15 protein-coding genes are annotated in these 15177 nt (G+C 61.1%); 3 read left to right on the top strand and 12 right to left on the bottom strand.

Annotated elements, in window-relative coordinates; translation table 11 throughout:
* Positions 1 to 2: 2 nt before the first annotated feature.
* The 7 genes from C6382_RS16230 to C6382_RS16260 form a co-directional block, all read right to left on the bottom strand.
* Complete coding sequence (locus tag C6382_RS16230; protein WP_107025414.1) at positions 3 to 776, bottom strand: enoyl-CoA hydratase; 774 nt, start codon at positions 774 to 776, stop codon at positions 3 to 5.
* A 14-nt stretch (positions 777 to 790) separates the two neighbouring features.
* On the bottom strand, positions 791 to 1918 hold the full coding sequence (locus tag C6382_RS16235; RefSeq protein ID WP_107025415.1) for an acyl-CoA dehydrogenase: 1128 nt from the start codon (positions 1916 to 1918) through the stop codon (positions 791 to 793).
* An 8-nt stretch (positions 1919 to 1926) separates the two neighbouring features.
* The gene (locus tag C6382_RS16240; protein ID WP_107025416.1) at positions 1927 to 3120 is read right to left on the bottom strand and encodes an acetyl-CoA C-acyltransferase; all 1194 of its coding nucleotides are present in this window, start codon (positions 3118 to 3120) and stop codon (positions 1927 to 1929) included.
* A 17-nt stretch (positions 3121 to 3137) separates the two neighbouring features.
* Positions 3138 to 3905 carry an SDR family NAD(P)-dependent oxidoreductase gene (locus C6382_RS16245; RefSeq protein WP_107025417.1) on the bottom strand — a complete coding sequence of 256 codons (768 nt, stop codon included), beginning with the start codon at positions 3903 to 3905 and terminating at the stop codon, positions 3138 to 3140.
* A gap of 12 nt (positions 3906 to 3917) precedes the next feature.
* A complete protein-coding gene (locus C6382_RS16250; RefSeq protein WP_107025418.1) occupies positions 3918 to 5570 on the bottom strand; it encodes an AMP-binding protein in 1653 nt (550 codons plus the stop codon).
* 146 nt (positions 5571 to 5716) lie between these two features.
* Complete coding sequence (locus tag C6382_RS16255) at positions 5717 to 6739, bottom strand: AraC family transcriptional regulator (protein WP_107025419.1); 1023 nt, start codon at positions 6737 to 6739, stop codon at positions 5717 to 5719.
* 73 nt (positions 6740 to 6812) lie between these two features.
* Entirely contained in the window at positions 6813 to 7676 is an 864-nt protein-coding gene (locus C6382_RS16260) for a LysR substrate-binding domain-containing protein (protein WP_107025420.1), read from the bottom strand.
* Between the two features lie 112 nt (positions 7677 to 7788).
* On the opposite strand from C6382_RS16260, the gene C6382_RS16265 reads away from it, so the two are divergent.
* Both C6382_RS16265 and phnX read left to right on the top strand, forming a co-directional pair.
* The gene (locus C6382_RS16265) at positions 7789 to 8895 is read left to right on the top strand and encodes a 2-aminoethylphosphonate--pyruvate transaminase (RefSeq protein ID WP_107025421.1); all 1107 of its coding nucleotides are present in this window, start codon (positions 7789 to 7791) and stop codon (positions 8893 to 8895) included.
* A 30-nt stretch (positions 8896 to 8925) separates the two neighbouring features.
* Positions 8926 to 9753 (top strand): phosphonoacetaldehyde hydrolase, encoded by an 828-nt coding sequence (gene phnX, locus C6382_RS16270; protein WP_107025422.1) that lies wholly within the window; start codon positions 8926 to 8928, stop codon positions 9751 to 9753.
* Positions 9754 to 9823: 70 nt separating this feature from the next.
* On the opposite strand, the gene C6382_RS16275 is transcribed toward phnX, so the two are convergent.
* A complete protein-coding gene (locus tag C6382_RS16275) occupies positions 9824 to 10378 on the bottom strand; it encodes an NADPH-dependent FMN reductase (RefSeq protein WP_107025423.1) in 555 nt (184 codons plus the stop codon).
* A 145-nt stretch (positions 10379 to 10523) separates the two neighbouring features.
* Here C6382_RS16275 and C6382_RS16280 point away from each other — a divergent pair, with 145 nt between their 5' ends.
* The gene (locus C6382_RS16280; protein ID WP_107025424.1) at positions 10524 to 10742 is read left to right on the top strand and encodes a hypothetical protein; all 219 of its coding nucleotides are present in this window, start codon (positions 10524 to 10526) and stop codon (positions 10740 to 10742) included.
* Here the strand turns inward: C6382_RS16280 and C6382_RS16285 are convergent.
* The 4 genes from C6382_RS16285 to C6382_RS16300 all read right to left on the bottom strand — a co-directional run bounded on the left by C6382_RS16285 (position 10726) and on the right by C6382_RS16300 (position 15154).
* Positions 10726 to 12987 carry an arginine/lysine/ornithine decarboxylase gene (locus C6382_RS16285; RefSeq protein WP_107025425.1) on the bottom strand — a complete coding sequence of 754 codons (2262 nt, stop codon included), beginning with the start codon at positions 12985 to 12987 and terminating at the stop codon, positions 10726 to 10728. The two genes, C6382_RS16280 and C6382_RS16285, sit on opposite strands and share 17 nt — an antisense overlap.
* Positions 12988 to 13063: 76 nt before the next feature.
* Entirely contained in the window at positions 13064 to 13813 is a 750-nt protein-coding gene (gene dnaQ, locus C6382_RS16290; RefSeq protein WP_256589120.1) for a DNA polymerase III subunit epsilon, read from the bottom strand.
* Positions 13814 to 13898: 85 nt separating this feature from the next.
* On the bottom strand, positions 13899 to 14345 hold the full coding sequence (gene rnhA, locus C6382_RS16295; RefSeq protein ID WP_038613019.1) for a ribonuclease HI: 447 nt from the start codon (positions 14343 to 14345) through the stop codon (positions 13899 to 13901).
* Positions 14346 to 14395: 50 nt separating this feature from the next.
* Positions 14396 to 15154 carry a class I SAM-dependent methyltransferase gene (locus C6382_RS16300; RefSeq protein ID WP_038613021.1) on the bottom strand — a complete coding sequence of 253 codons (759 nt, stop codon included), beginning with the start codon at positions 15152 to 15154 and terminating at the stop codon, positions 14396 to 14398.
* Positions 15155 to 15177: the final 23 nt, after the last annotated feature.

Here is a 15177-nt window from a genome sequence, read left to right on the forward strand (position 1 = left end):
TGTCAACGGTCCTTGAACTGCGCTTCACGCTTGGCGATGAACGCCGCCATGCCTTCCTTCTGGTCTTCGGTCGCGAAGGCGGCATGGAACACCCGGCGTTCGAAGCGCACGCCTTCTGCCAGGTTGACCTCGAAGGCGCGGTTGACGCTTTCCTTGACCATCATGGTCATCGGGATCGACTTGCTGGCGATGGTTGCCGCCACCTTCAAGGCTTCTTCGAGCAACTCGGCCTGTGGTACTACACGTGCCACCAGACCGGCCCGTTCGGCCTCCTCGGCGCCCATCAGACGACCACTCAAGCACAATTCCATCGCTTTGGCCTTGCCTACGGCCCGGGTCAGACGCTGTGTCCCCCCCATGCCGGGCAACACACCAAGGTTGATTTCCGGCTGGCCGAATTTGGCATTGTCGGCGGCGAGAATGAAGTCGCACATCATCGCCAGCTCGCAACCGCCGCCGAGGGCAAAACCGGATACCGCAGCGATGATCGGCTTGCGGCGGTTGGCGATACGGTCGGCATCGCTGAACAGGTCATCGACATAGATCTGTGGGTAACGCAGGTCAGCCATTTCCTTGATATCAGCGCCTGCGGCAAAAGCCTTGGCCGAACCGGTAAGCACCACGCAACCGATATTCGGGTTGGCCTCCAGCTGATCCAGGGCCTGATTGATCTCGCCAACAATCTGCGCATTGAGCGCATTGAGCGCCTGCGGCCGGTTGAGGGTAATCAGGCCGACCTTGCCGTGGATGTCCAGCAAAATGGTTTCAAATGACATGCAAGCTGCTCCCTTCAAAGATTGCGCGCAATAACCATGCGCTGAATATCGCTGGTGCCTTCGTAGATCTGGCAAACCCGCACATCGCGGTAAATACGCTCCAGCGGAAAGTCACTCAGATAGCCATAACCGCCGAGGGTCTGCAAGGCATCCGAGCAGACCTTTTCGGCCATTTCCGAGGCAAACAGCTTGGCCATCGAGGCTTCGACCAGCGCCGGGCGCCCGGCATCACGCAGTGCTGCGGCATGCAAGACCATCTGCCGGGCAACAGCGACACGGGTAGCCATGTCGGCCAGGCGGAAGGCCACGGCCTGATGCTCGATCAGCGCTTTACCAAAACTCTGGCGCTCACGCGCATAGTCGCGGGCCACTTCAAAAGCCGCACGGGCCATGCCCACCGACTGCGATGCGATACCGATACGGCCACCTTCAAGGTTGGCCAGCGCGATCTTGTAGCCTTCGCCTTCCTCGCCCAGGCGGTTGGCAACCGGCACCCGCACATCGTCGAACACGATCTGGCAGGTGTCAGAAGCGTGCTGGCCGAGTTTGTCCTCGACCCGGGCAACCTGATAGCCAGGCGAGTCGGTCGGGACGATAAAGGCGCTGATGCCGCGTTTGCCGGCTTGCGGATCAGTCACTGCAAAGACGATCACTACCCCGGCGTTCTGCCCTGAGGTGATGAACTGCTTGCAACCGTTCAGTACGTAATGATCTCCCTCGCGGCGGGCGCGGGTTTTCAGGCTGCTGGCATCAGAACCGGCTTGTGGTTCGGTCAGAGCGAAGGCACCGAGCATTGCGCCGCTGGCCAGAGGCGTGAGGAACTGCTGCTTCTGCGCGTCATTGCCAAACTTGAGGATCGGCACACACCCCACCGAGTTGTGTACGCTCATAATGGTCGAGCAAGCGCCATCGCCAGCGGCAATCTCTTCCAGCGCCATCGCATATGCCACGTAGCCGGTATCGCTACCACCCCACTGCTCTGGCACCAGCATGCCGAACAGCCCCAGTTCGGCCATCTCCTGGATCGCTTCCTTGGGAAAGCGATGCTCACGGTCCCACTGTTCGGCAAACGGGCGCAGGCGTTCCTGAGCGAACTGACGGACCGCGTCACTGATTTGCTGTTGTTCGTCATTGACTAGCATGGTGCACCTCAGTACAGACACTCAACGGCCATGGCGGTTGCTTCACCGCCACCGATGCAGATCGCCGCAACACCGCGGCGCAGGCCTTTCTGGCGCAGGGCGGCGAGCAAGGTCACGAGAATGCGCGCACCCGACGCGCCGATCGGATGGCCCAGGGCGCAGGCGCCACCATGGATGTTGACCTTGTCGTGCGGCAGATCCAGGTGCTTCATCGCCGCCAGAGTGACCACGGCAAAAGCCTCGTTGATTTCGAACAGGTCGACCTCGGCCAGGTTCCAGCCGGTGCGCTTGATCAGTTTGTCGATGGCACCAATCGGTGCCGTCGGGAACAACGCCGGGGTGTCGGCAAAGGCAGCGTGACCATGGATCACTGCCAGTGGTTTGAGCCCCTGCTGTTCAGCCTGGGAACGGCGCATCAGTACCAGGGCCGCAGCGCCGTCGGAAATGGAGCTGGAGTTGGCGGCCGTGACTGTACCGCCGTCACGGAACGCCGGTTTGAGCTGGGGAATCTTGTCCAGGCGCGCTTTAGGCGGCTGCTCGTCGTCACTGACCAGACGTTGCGTCTTGCCCTCGGTCACTTCTACCGGCACGATTTCGCTGGCAAAGCTGCCGTCCTTGATCGCCTGCTGGGCGCGAGTCAGCGAGGCAATGGCGAAATCATCCTGCTGCTGACGGGTAAAGCCGTTGCCCTCGGCGCAGTCTTCGGCAAAGGTTCCCATCAGCCGGCCCTTGTCGTAGGCATCTTCCAAGCCGTCAAAAAACATATGGTCGATGATCTTGCCATGGCCCATGCGGTAGCCGCTGCGCGCCTTGTCCAGCAGGTACGGGGCGTTGGACATACTTTCCATGCCACCCGCCACTACCACATCGGCGCTGCCGGCCAGCAGCAGGTCGTGCGCCATGATCGCCGCCTGCATGCCCGAACCGCACATTTTGTTCAGGGTGGTGCAAGTGGTGCTCTTGCTCAGTCCGGCGCCCAACGCCGCCTGGCGGGCTGGCGCCTGGCCCAGTCCCGCTGGCAGCACGCAGCCGAACAGCACTTGTTCGACGCTATCGGGGGCAACCCCGGCACGCTCGACCGCAGCACGGATGGCAGCAGCGCCCAGTTGTGGAGCGCTAAGGCTTTTCAGGTCGCCTTGCAGACCGCCCATGGGCGTGCGCACGGCGCTGACGATTACAATCGGATCATTGGCGAGGGTCATGTTAGCTACTCCTGCAATTACTTGGCGGCCATACGCAAGGCGCCGTCAAGACGGATCACCTCGCCATTGAGCATGCTGTTTTCGATGATATGCCGCGCCAGCGCAGCGTATTCCTGTGGACGGCCGAGGCGTGGCGGGAACGGTACTCCGGCAGCCAGCGAGTCGCGTACTTCCTGGGTCATGCCAGCCATCATCGGGGTCTCGAAAATACCCGGGGCGATGGTCATTACGCGGATGCCAAAGCGCGCCAGCTCACGCGCCGCTGGCAGGGTCAGGCTGGCGATCGCCCCCTTGGACGCGGCGTAGGCTGCCTGACCGATTTGCCCGTCGTAGGCGGCAATCGAGGCGGTATTGATGATCACCCCACGCTCACCATCGGCAGCCGCTTCGCCTTCGGCCATGGCCGCAGCGACCAGGCGCAGCAGGTTGAAGCTGCCAATCAGGTTGACATTGATCACCCGGCTGAAGCTTTCCAGACCGTGCGGGCCGTTCTTGCCCAGGACCTTCTCGGCGCCGACGATGCCTGCGCAGTTGACCAGCCCGTGGAGACTGCCGAAAGCGCCAATGGCAGCATCCACCGCAGCCTTGGCGGCGGCTTCCTGGCTGATGTCGGCGACCGCAAAGCGCGCCTTGGCGCCCAGTTCCTGGGCCTTGGCGGCTACGGCTTCGGCATTGAGGTCGACCAGCATCACCTGAGCACCGGCCTCGATGAGCATCTGCGCGGTAGCAGCTCCCAGACCTGAGGCGGCGCCGCTGACGATGAAGTTCTTGTTGGCAATCTGCATGATGGTCTTTCCTCAGGCGCTGGCGGTCGAGGCCAGCGCAGCTTGTTGTTTGGCTATTTCCTGGTTGCGCAGGATAAAACGCTGCAGCTTGCCGCTCGGGGTCTTGGGCAGCTCGCGGACAAACTCGATTTCGCGTGGATAGGCGTGGGCATAGAGGCGCTGACGCACATGCTGTTTCAGTGCTTCAGCCAGCTCCTCGCTGGGCTGCTGACCGCTAGCCAGCACCACAAAGGCCTTGATCAGCTCGGTACGCTCCGGGTCTGGCTTGCCGACTACGGCAGCCTCGATCACTGCCGGGTGCTCGATCAGCGCACTCTCGACATCGAAGGGGCCAACCCGGTAACCGGAGGTGGTAATCACATCATCGCTGCGGCCGACAAAACTGATACTGCCATCACTGTTGAGTTCGACGGTGTCACCGCTGAGGTAGTACTTGCCGACGAAGGACTTGGTCGGCAAGCCGTGATAGCCAGCGAACCAGCACAAGGGCGACTGTTCGCGGTCCACGGCGAGGATCCCTGGTTGGCCGGCCGGCAGCTCGTTGGCCTGCTCATCCAGAACGACGATGCGGTGCCCGGGAATGGCAAACCCCGCCGAGCCCAGGTGCACCGGGTGCTGCAGACCGTGGTGGTTGCACAGCACCATGCCCAGCTCGGTTTGCCCGTAGTGATCGTAAATGGTCACCCCCAGCTCGTCGGCAAACCAGCGGATGACTTCCGGGTTGAGCGGCTCCCCGGCACTGCTGACCACCCGTAGGCGGCCCTTGATCGGCGCGCTGAATTCACTGCCGGCAGCGATCAGCAGGCGATAGGCGGTGGGCGAACCGGCCAGGTTGCTGATGGCGTATTTGTTGATGACCCGGCAGGTACTTTCAACACTGAACGGACCATCGAAGAAGGTCGTGGAATGGCCCAGCGCCAGTGGCCCGGTCACGGCGTAGTAAAGACCATAGGCCCAGCCTGGGTCGGCGAGATTCCAGAAGTTGTCTTCCGGGCGCAGGTCGATAGCATCACGCATGTAGCCCTGGAAGGCGACGATGGCGCGCAACGGCACTTCCAGCGGTTTGGCCGGACCGGTGGTACCGGAGGTGAACATCAGCAGGAACGGCGCATCGGCGCCCAACAGCACAGGCTCGCAGCGATCACTGGCAGCCGCCAGCGCCGTGTGGAAATCAACATCACCGGATCCATCCCGGGCGCCAACGCAGATGACCGTCGGGCACTCATGCACATCGTCGAGCTTGCTGCGGTTGAGCGGCTCGGTGACCACCACCTTGGCCCCGGACTGCTCCAGCCGGTGTTCGATGGCTTTAGGGCCAAAGGCCGTAAACAAGGGTTGATAAACCGCACCCAGGCGCCAGGTGGCCAGTACGGTAATCAATAACTCAGCGGTACGCGGCATCAACCCGGCGACCCGGTCTCCGGCACTCACACCCTGGGCCTTGAGCACATTGGCCAGGCGCGCCGCCGACTGTTGCAACTGCTCGAAGCTGTACTGGGCACTGCTACCATCGCGGCCCTCCCAGTTCAGTGCAACACGATTGCCGCCGATATGTCGGTCACAACATTCAACACAAGCATTGAGCGCATCGAGGCTGCCGTACAGGGCTGCGCTGGCCACCTGGGGATAGTCGAAGCCGCTTGCAGCCACGGAATAATCACGCATCGTCAGACTCCTGGTTCTTATTGTTGGAGTAGCACCATGAATCTAACGATAGTCGCGCCGGACCGGCCCTGGGACAATGGCCAAAGCTGTCAAACTGGATGACTGGTTTGGCCCGTCGCCGACGCTGGAAAGGAAAACACTCGCCTTCAGCCCGGCACCTGCCCTTGCAGGATCACCGTGCGATAGTGGCCCGGATTGCAGCCGAACCACTTGCGAAACGCTTTGTAGAACGAACTGCTATCAGCAAAGCCAAGGCGCTCGGCAATCTCGGCGAACCCTAGTTCAACCTCGGCCAGCCAGGTGATCGCCAGTTCCCGCCGCACACTGTCCTTAAGCCCCTGATAGGTCTGCCCTTCCTCTGCCAAGCGGCGGCGCAACGTCGAAACGGAAAGACACAGATGGCGCGCCAGGCTATCGGCATCAGGCCAGTGACCTGGGTCCATCTGGCGCAGGTCATGACGAATACGGCGCGCCAGGCTGGCCGGGTCGCGGTACTTAACCAGGATGTTGCCGGGCGCCTCGGCGAGGAAGCGTTGCAATTCTTCCTCGCTGCGCCGCAGTGGCAGGTCAAGACAGTCCGCGGCGAAGATCATCCGCGAGCGCGGGCGATTGAATTGCAGGTTTTCCGAGAACATCACCCGGTAGTCGTCGCAGAAAGGCGGCTCTGCACAACGCAGTTCGATGGCCAGGATCGGAATACGCCGCCCAGCCAGCCAGCAGGCCACGCCGTGGACGATCATCCAGAAAGTGAAATAAGTGAAGGCACGTCGCGGCTGCTCACGGGGCTCGCCAATGACGATCTCGGCAAGACTCTGCTGGCGTATCAAGGCCGGCTGCAAGTCTTCGAGCATCAACGACAGAAAGCTCAAGGCCGTATCCAGTCCGGCGCCCAGGGTTGGCTGGGCCATCGCCGCACGACAAAGAAAAGCCAGGCTGCCACTGCGTAAACCGCGCGGGTCCATGCCGAAGAATTCGTCGTTGCAGCGCCGCGCCAAAAGGCGCCAGAGCTGTGCATAGGCACTGGCCGGCACCCGCGCATCAGCTTGCTCAAGGATTGCCGGATCAATACCGATGCGGCTAAGCATCGCCTGACTCGGCGCCCCCGGCGCGCAGCTTTGCAGCAGTGCCTCGCGCACCAATTGCATGGAGATGGTGTCTTTGCCCGCCATCAACAGTACTTCGCCTTACCCGTCTTGTTTGACGGCCATCTTAGGGGCCGCAGCAGAAAATGCCAGCGCTGCTTTACAGCGTCGGCGCCAAGCCCAGAAACGCCTGGATCAGGCGCAGTTCGCGGCGACGCTGCAGACAGCCGATCATATGTCGATTGACCAGTCCCGGACCGCCAATCGCTCTCGCCACCACACGCGGATCATGGCTGATCTCCACCGACGAAACGATACCGATGCCCAGCTCTGCCGCCACCGCCTCGGTGACCGCTTCGCGACTGTCCAACTCAAGCAACACCCGTGGCTGCACCTTGGCCTCGGCGCAGGCCTGATCGAATGTGCGCCGGGTAATCGAACTGGGTTCGCGCAGCACCATGATCTGGCGATCAAGCTTGGCCAGCGGCAACTCGCCCTTGCCATCCGCCCATGGGTGGCCGACGGGCAACAGGGCACACATCCGCGATTCACCCAGGCTTTGCAGGTGCAATCCTTTGCGTGGTTCGACCTCGGTCAACACGGCCACATCCGCATGTTCGCTCAGCAGCGCAGCCAGGGTTTCCTGGGCGTTGCCCAAGCGCAGGTTGACGGTAATGCCGGGGTAACGTGCACGTAGCTGGGCAAGCATCGGCATGACCCGGTGCGGTCCATCGGCAGCCACTTCCAGGCGGCCGGTAAGCAACTGGCGATTGGCCTCAAGCATGGCCTGGGCTTCCTCGGCCAGACCAAACATCGCCCGGGTGATCGCTGCCAGGCGCGTGCCCTCCTCGGTCAGCTCGACACGCCGTGCGGTGCGCCGCAGCAGGGTGATCTGGTAATGCTCTTCCAAAGCCTTGATATGGCCAGTGACCGCCGGCTGGCTGATGAACAACCGCGCCGCAGCACGGGTAAAGCTGCCCTCGCGGGCCACGGCATCAAACGCGCGGAGCTGGAACAAATTCATATCTATCGGCCTGACTTATGGCTGGCATAACAACAAACAATTTGATTGATGACGCACAGAATTGCAACTTAGGCCCCGTAGTTTCAGCCCACCGCTTGTGAGGAACTTCGGAATGAGCAACGCCCCTATCCTGCTGACCCCAGGTCCTTTGACCACCTCGTCCCGCACCCGCCAAGCGATGATGGTGGACTGGGGTTCCTGGGACCGTGACTTCAACCAACTGACCGCCAGCCTGTGCGAGCAATTGCTGGCCATCGTCAACGGCGCCGACAGCCACCACTGTGTGCCCCTGCAAGGCAGCGGCACCTTCGCCGTGGAAGCCGCCATCGGCACCCTGGTACCTCGCGATGGCAAGGTTCTGGTACTGATCAACGGTGCCTATGGTCAGCGTCTGGCGAAGATCTGCAAGGTCCTGGGCCGCGCCTACAGCACTTTTGAAACCGCTGAAGACCAACCGACCACCGCGGCCGATGTCGGTCGCCTGTTGGCCGCAGATGCCAGCATCACCCATGTGGCGCTGATCCACTGCGAAACCAGCACTGGCATCCTTAATCCGTTGCCAGAAATCGCCGAGGTTATCTCCCGCCACGGCAAGCGCCTGATCATCGATGCCATGAGCTCATTCGGTGCGCTGCCAATCGATGCCCGCGAAGTGCCGTTCGATGCCCTGATTGCCGCGTCCGGCAAGTGCCTGGAAGGCGTGCCTGGCATGGGCTTCGTTTTTGCCAACAAAGCCTCCCTGGCTGCCGCCGAAGGGAATTCGCCCTCCCTGGCCATGGACCTGCAGGATCAGCACGCCTACATGGCCAAGACCGGCCAGTGGCGCTTCACTCCGCCCACCCATGTCGTCGCGGCGCTGCACGAGGCGTTACTGCAATACAACGAGGAAGGCGGCCTGGCTGCCCGTCACCAGCGCTACGCCAGCAACTGCAAAGTGCTGCTCGACGGCATGGCAGCTATTGGCCTACGCAGCTTTCTGCCGAGCGAGATCCAGGCACCGATCATCGTGACCTTCCACGCCCCGAACGACCCACGCTATCAATTCAAGGAATTCTACGAACGGGTCAAGGCCAAGGGTTTCATCCTCTACCCGGGCAAGCTGACCCAGGTTGAAACCTTCCGCGTCGGCTGCATCGGCGTCGTCGGACCGGACGGCATGCAAGCTGCGGTGAACGCGGTGGCCGAGGTGCTGCGGGAAATGGAAGTACTGGACATTTGAAGCGTTGCCACTCCCTCTAGGAATTTGCACATGAACTACAGCAACCCAACGCAACTGCAAGCCGCCATCCTCGATTGGGCCGGTACCGTGGTCGATTTCGGCTCCTTCGCACCGACCCAGATCTTCGTCGAAGCCTTTGCCGAATTCGACATCGAAGTGTCCATCGAAGAAGCCCGTGGCCCTATGGGTATGGGCAAGTGGGACCATATCCGCACACTGTGCGACCAACCGCAGATTGCCGAGCGCTATCGCAAGGTGTTTGGTCGCACACCCACAGATGATGACGTTAGCGCCATTTATGAACGCTTCATGCCCTTGCAGATCGACAAGATTGCCGTGCATTCGGCGCTGATCCCGGGCGCTCTGGACACGCTGACGGGCCTGCGCAACGACGGTCTGAAGATCGGCTCCTGCTCCGGCTACCCGAAAGTGGTGATGGACAAGGTGGTTGAATTGGCCGCTCAGAATGGCTACGTCGCTGATCATGTCGTGGCAACCGATGAAACCCCTAACGGCCGCCCTTGGCCTGCCCAGGCGCTGGCTAACGTGATCGCCCTGGGAATCGACGATGTCGCGGCCTGCGTCAAGGTTGACGATACCGTGCCCGGCATCCTCGAAGGTCGCCGCGCCGGCATGTGGACCGTGGCGCTGATGTGTTCGGGCAATGCACTGGGGCTGACCTACGAAGGCTACCGCGCTCTGGCCGCAGATACCCTGGACAGCGAGCGCAAGCGCATCCACGCGCTGTTCGAAGGCTCGCGTCCGCATTATCTGATCGACACTATCAACGAGCTACCTGAAGTGATCGCCGATATCAATAAGCGCCTGGCTCGTGGGGAAATGCCGCAGTCAGTGTAAGTCGCTATCGCGGGGCAAGCGCGCTCCCACTGTGGGAGCCGGCTTGCCCCGCGATGACTCCCAGTTGATTTCAAGCCTGATGACGTTCGACCCACACCGCATACTTGTCAATAAAAGTCTGCAAAAACGGGCGAGTCTTTTCCGATAGTTTGCCACTCTCGTCAAACAGGCTCGCCGCCCCACCAATATAGGCCTCGGGCTGCTGCATGCACGGTACATCGAGAAATACCAGTGACTGACGCAGATGATGGTTGGCCCCAAAACCGCCCACCGCACCAGGAGAAACACTGATCACCGCACCCGGCTTGCCGCTCCAGGCACTCTGCCCATAAGGCCTTGAGCCCACATCAATAGCGTTCTTCAACACCCCCGGCACCGAGCGGTTGTACTCCGGGGTAACAAACAGTACCGCATGACTGCTGCGGATCTGCTCACGGAAGGCCTTGTAAGCCGCTGGCGGATCGACATCAATGTCTTCGTTATAAAGTGCCAGATCGCCAATCTCGACTATGTTCAATTTGAGGCTCGAGGGCGCAAGCTCCGCCAGCGCCAAGGCGACTTTGCGGTTGAAGGATTCCTTGCGCAAGCTGCCGACGACAACGGCTACCGAATACACCTGGCTCATGGTGACTTCCTGACATGTAGGACAAAGGAACTTGTAGGTATAGATGATCTGCCCAACGCCTGAAGTTTTTTTCCGCACGAGCAAAACTTACCCGGCCAATCAGTGGTCTATGCCTGACAGAAAACTTTTAGAGGTTGCACGGTAAATGACAGCAGTACTGGTCGGACAATTTCATGCACGGGACGCAGAAGGCCGCATCTACCCCGTTCATGAGTTTCAGGAAGCCACCCTTGAGGCCGACGGTAGTGCCGCATCCCTGCCTATCACCACTTACAAGCTGGCCATCGGCGACAAGGTCAACCACCTGGGCGACAATCGCTTCGAACTGGCGCGCAGTGGCGTCGAGCTCATTCGCATTCCTTGATGCAATCGACGGTATAAATCCGCCCTTGCTCACGGGTCTCGTGCTGCAGGCCGTGCACGTCGGCGACAAAACCGGGAAAGCCGCTGTCGAAGGCAGCAGCAAAGGCCAGATAGTCAATGATTGAACGGGTTTCCTCGGTAAAACGTTCGCCCGGCATGACCAACGGAATCCCCGGTGGATACGGCACCAGCATCACAGCGGCAACACGTCCGAGCAATTGGTCAATCGGCACCGCCTCCACCTCCCCGCGTACCATCCGGTCATAGGCATCGGCGGGTTTCATCACCACTTCCGGCAAACGCGTGAACAGCCGTTTGAGCTGCTTGGCGGTAGCGTTGCTGCGATAACAGGCGTGCAACTGGTCGCACAGATCACGCAGGCCCAGCCCTTGATAGCGCACATGATCAAGACGGGCGACACAGGGCAGGCTTTCGAGCAGGTCGGTGTTGGCGTCATAGTTGCGTTTGAACTCCAGCAACTCGGTCAACAAGGTGCCCCATTTGCCCTTGGTGATACCCATGGAGAACAGCACCAGGAAGGTATAGAGCCCGGTCTTTTCTACTACCAGGCCACGCTCCCAGAGAAACTTGCTGACCACCGCAGCCGGGATCCCGTGTTCGCTCAACGCACCACCTGCGTTGAGCCCAGGCATGACCAGGGTGACCTTGATCGGATCAAGCAGCACATAATCATCGCTGACATTACCAAACCCGTGCCAGTCCGCCTGCGGCGCCAACAACCAATCACTTGTACTCACTTGCTGCACACCCTCGACCTGCGGCGGTTGCCAGATACTGAACCACCAGTCGTCGGCGGCAATGTGCGTGCGCAAGTTGGCCATGGCCCGACGAAAACTCAGCGCTTCGTCGAACATTTCCTGCAACAGCGAACGCCCGGCCGGCCCCTCCATCATCGCCGAAGCCACATCCAGCGAGGCCAGGATGCTGTATTGCGGCGAGGTGGAGATATGCATCATGAACGCTTCATTGAAACGGTCACGGTCCAACTGTCGCACACCGCCATCCTGCACATGGATCATCGAAGCCTGGCTGAAGGCCGCCAACAACTTGTGGGTCGAGTGGGTGCTGAACACCAGAGGGCTGTCAGCACTGCGCGAGGTGCCCATGGCATAGCGGCCGGCAAAGAACGGATGGAACGCGGCGTAGGCGTACCAGGCCTCATCGAAATGCAGCACCTCGACACTGTTGCCCAGCATTTGCTTGATCAGCTCGGCGTTATAACAAAGCCCGTCATAGGTGGAGTTGGTCACTACCGCCAGTTTCACTTTAGGCGCCCGCCCCTGGGTCAGGGGATTGGCCTGGATCTTGGCGCGGATCGAGTCGGGGCTGAACTCGTTCAGCGGAATCGGTCCGATGATGCCGAGCTCATTGCGCTCCGGACACAGGTACACGGGAATGGCGCCCGTCATGATGATCGCGTGTACCACCGACTTGTGGCAGTTGCGATCCACCAGCACGAGATCATCACGGCCAACCATCGAATGCCAGACGATCTTGTTGGCTGTGGAAGTGCCGTTGATGACAAAGAAGGTGTGATCGGCGCCAAAGTTCTTTGCCGCCCTGGCTTCAGCCGCCGCCAAAGGGCCGGTGTGATCCAGCAGCGAACCGAGCTCAGGGACCGAAACCGAGAGATCCGAACGCAAGGTGTTCTCGCCGAAAAATTGGTGAAACGCTAGCCCCACCGGACTTTTGCGGTAGGCCACGCCACCGCCATGCCCAGGTGTATGCCAAGAGTAATTGGACTGTGCAGTATGCTGCACCAGCGCTTTGAAAAAAGGTGGCAACAAACCATCCAGGTAATTGTGCGCCGCCCTTGCCACTTGCCGGGCCAGAAACGGCACGGTGTCTTCGAACAGATAGAGAATGCCGCGCAGCTGATTCAGCTCGCTCATGACTTCAGCCGGTGCATTCTCCAGGGTCACCTGTTCGCCCAGGGCAAAGATCGGCAGGTGCGGCGCACGCAGTCGGGCCAAGCGAATCAGCTCGACCATGTTCTGCAGCAAGTGAGTGTTCTCGCCAACGCCTTCAGCCGCAATCAGCATGCAGGCCAGGCCGTGATGGGTCGAGGCTAGCAGGCGGCCTTCGGCGTAATCGATAGCCGTAAGGATGCTGAAACCATCCTGGACCAGCTCCTCGGCAATACCGCGCACGCGCTCGCCGGCCAAGGTGTCGGCCTTGATATCGCGGTGAACGATCAGAACCGGGAACTTGAGGTCCTTGTACATTAGAGGGGACTGCTCCGAATGACGGGTCGGTCATTTCAGGGTAGAAGCTCGCCAGCCCCCTTGCGCGGATTCTTCCTCAGTTGGCCTCGGACAATTGCTGCCACAACGCTGGACCACCAGCCGATTTGGCAATGGCATCCAGACGCGCCAGATGAGCTTCCAGCTCCTGCTCGGTGGCCTGAATGATACGCCCCGGTTGACGACCGATCAGGCGGCGGATTTCGCTACCACGGCGCTCCTCGCTGTTTTCCTCGCCATCGGCGCCCTGTCCGGCCAGTGACAGGCTGGTCTGGCCACCGGTCATGCTCAGGTAGACGTCAGCGAGCAACTCCGAGTCGAGCAAAGCGCCGTGCAACTCCCGGCCGGAGTTATCGATGCCGTATCGCTTGCACAATGCATCGAGGCTGTTGCGCTGCCCCGGATGCCGCGAGCGGGCCATCATCAGGGTATCGAGAATGGTGCAATGCTGGGAGATATCGGCGCGGTCGTGCTGGCCAATCAAAGCGAATTCGTTGTTGATGAAACCAACGTCGAACGCCGCGTTGTGGATGATCAGCTGGGCGCCCTGGATGAAGTCGAAGAATTCATCGGCCACTTCGGCAAAACGTGGTTTGTCGACCAGAAAGGCGTCGGTGATACCGTGTACGCCAATAGCGCCTTCGTCACTTTCGCGATCAGGCTGCAGATAGACGTGGAAATGCCGCCCGGTCAGGCGCCGGCCCATCAGTTCGACACAACCGATCTCGATGACCCGGTGACCGTCGGTGACCGGCATACCCGTGGTTTCGGTGTCGAGGACGACCGACCTGTTGCTCTGAATCTCCACGCCGGTGGTCTCCTGTCGAGTACAGCTTGTCTGGTGAAAGCTGGCCATTCTACCTCAGCTCGCGGCCGAGTGGCGGCTGGTGTGCTCAGCGCAGCCCGCGCACTTCGTCAACACCGCGGTTGGCCAGTTGGTCGGCGCGCTCGTTGCCATGATGGCCGATGTGCCCACGGACCCACTTCCAGGTTACCTTATGGCGCCCGACCTGCTCATCGAGCAACTGCCAGAGGTCGGCGTTCTTCACCGGTTCCTTGGCGGCGGTTTTCCAGCCGCGCTTTTTCCAGTTGACCATCCACTCGTTGATGCCTTTCATCACGTACTGGGAGTCAGTGACCAGCAGCACTTCACACTCGCGCTTGAGCGCTTCCAGGCCCTTGATCGCCGCCATCAGCTCCATGCGGTTGTTGGTGGTCTCCGGCTCGCCGCCCCACAGCTCCTTTTCGACGCCCTTGCAAACCATCAGCACGCCCCAGCCGCCCGGGCCGGGATTACCCTTGCAGGCACCATCGGTAAAGATCTCGACGCTATCGCTCATTTACAGCCTTTTCATCAATGATTGGGGCCCGCGCCCTGCGGGCCCGGAACTCAGGGTTCGGAGTGGCGCCGGTTGACCTTGGCCATCGGCAATGGCAGCAGCTTGCCCATCGGCTCGCGGCGTTCCAGGCGCAGTGGCCGTAGGCCGACCACCATTTTGCGCGCCACCAGCAGGTAGACGCCGCCACCCGCGCCTTGCCAGCCACCGGCGACTCGTTCCCAGCCCGCCAGGCGCTGTTGCCAGGCCGGGGACGCGAGCGGCGGACGATAGCACCCGAAGCGGCGTTTCTCCAGCGCAAAGCCCAGCAGGTTAAGCCAGTCGCCGACCCGCGACGGGGAAATGCAGCGCGCCTTGCGCAGGGCATCATGGGCAAACACCCGACGCACGCCCCAACTGCTCCAGGGGTTGATGCCGATGATCACCAGGTGCCCGCCCGGACGCACGCTGCTGGCGGCTTCACGCAACAGACCATGGGGCGACAGGCTGAAATCCAGGCCATGCTGTAGCACCACCACATCGGCGGCGTGCTCGCTCAACGGCCAGGCCTGTTCTTCACAGACAATCTCGACCCCGGGCAGCGGTGCGCCCAGGCGCACATTGCGTTGCACTTGCGGGGCTTTGGGCGGCGCTTCGGCACAGGGACCGTAGTGCACCAGATAGCCGCCGAAGTAGCGCCCCAACTCTTCTTCGAGCAGGCGTTGTTCTTCATGCAGCATCAACTGCCCCAGGGGGCCGGCGAACCAGTCGCGGGCCAGGCTGATCAGCTCCAGCCACTGCGGATCGGCCTGGGCGAAGGCTTGATCGGTCATTGCAGTCTCCCTTGAAGGTTCTC

This window comes from Pseudomonas sp. BBP2017 (assembly GCF_003024385.1).
Taxonomy (GTDB): domain Bacteria; phylum Pseudomonadota; class Gammaproteobacteria; order Pseudomonadales; family Pseudomonadaceae; genus Aquipseudomonas.

Excerpts from the sequence above, each read along its gene's own strand:
- C6382_RS16230 (WP_107025414.1), bottom strand. The coding sequence starts at position 776 with ATGTCATTTGAAACCATTTTGCTGGACATCCACGGCAAGGTCGGCCTG.
- C6382_RS16235 (WP_107025415.1), bottom strand. The coding sequence starts at position 1,918 with ATGCTAGTCAATGACGAACAACAGCAAATCAGTGACGCGGTCCGTCAG.
- C6382_RS16240 (WP_107025416.1), bottom strand. The coding sequence starts at position 3,120 with ATGACCCTCGCCAATGATCCGATTGTAATCGTCAGCGCCGTGCGCACG.
- C6382_RS16245 (WP_107025417.1), bottom strand. The coding sequence starts at position 3,905 with ATGCAGATTGCCAACAAGAACTTCATCGTCAGCGGCGCCGCCTCAGGT.
- C6382_RS16250 (WP_107025418.1), bottom strand. The coding sequence starts at position 5,570 with ATGCGTGATTATTCCGTGGCTGCAAGCGGCTTCGACTATCCCCAGGTG.
- C6382_RS16255 (WP_107025419.1), bottom strand. The coding sequence starts at position 6,739 with ATGGCGGGCAAAGACACCATCTCCATGCAATTGGTGCGCGAGGCACTG.
- C6382_RS16260 (WP_107025420.1), bottom strand. The coding sequence starts at position 7,676 with ATGAATTTGTTCCAGCTCCGCGCGTTTGATGCCGTGGCCCGCGAGGGC.
- C6382_RS16265 (WP_107025421.1), top strand. The coding sequence starts at position 7,789 with ATGAGCAACGCCCCTATCCTGCTGACCCCAGGTCCTTTGACCACCTCG.
- phnX (WP_107025422.1), top strand. The coding sequence starts at position 8,926 with ATGAACTACAGCAACCCAACGCAACTGCAAGCCGCCATCCTCGATTGG.
- C6382_RS16275 (WP_107025423.1), bottom strand. The coding sequence starts at position 10,378 with ATGAGCCAGGTGTATTCGGTAGCCGTTGTCGTCGGCAGCTTGCGCAAG.
- C6382_RS16280 (WP_107025424.1), top strand. The coding sequence starts at position 10,524 with ATGACAGCAGTACTGGTCGGACAATTTCATGCACGGGACGCAGAAGGC.
- C6382_RS16285 (WP_107025425.1), bottom strand. The coding sequence starts at position 12,987 with ATGTACAAGGACCTCAAGTTCCCGGTTCTGATCGTTCACCGCGATATC.
- rnhA (WP_038613019.1), bottom strand. The coding sequence starts at position 14,345 with ATGAGCGATAGCGTCGAGATCTTTACCGATGGTGCCTGCAAGGGTAAT.
- C6382_RS16300 (WP_038613021.1), bottom strand. The coding sequence starts at position 15,154 with ATGACCGATCAAGCCTTCGCCCAGGCCGATCCGCAGTGGCTGGAGCTG.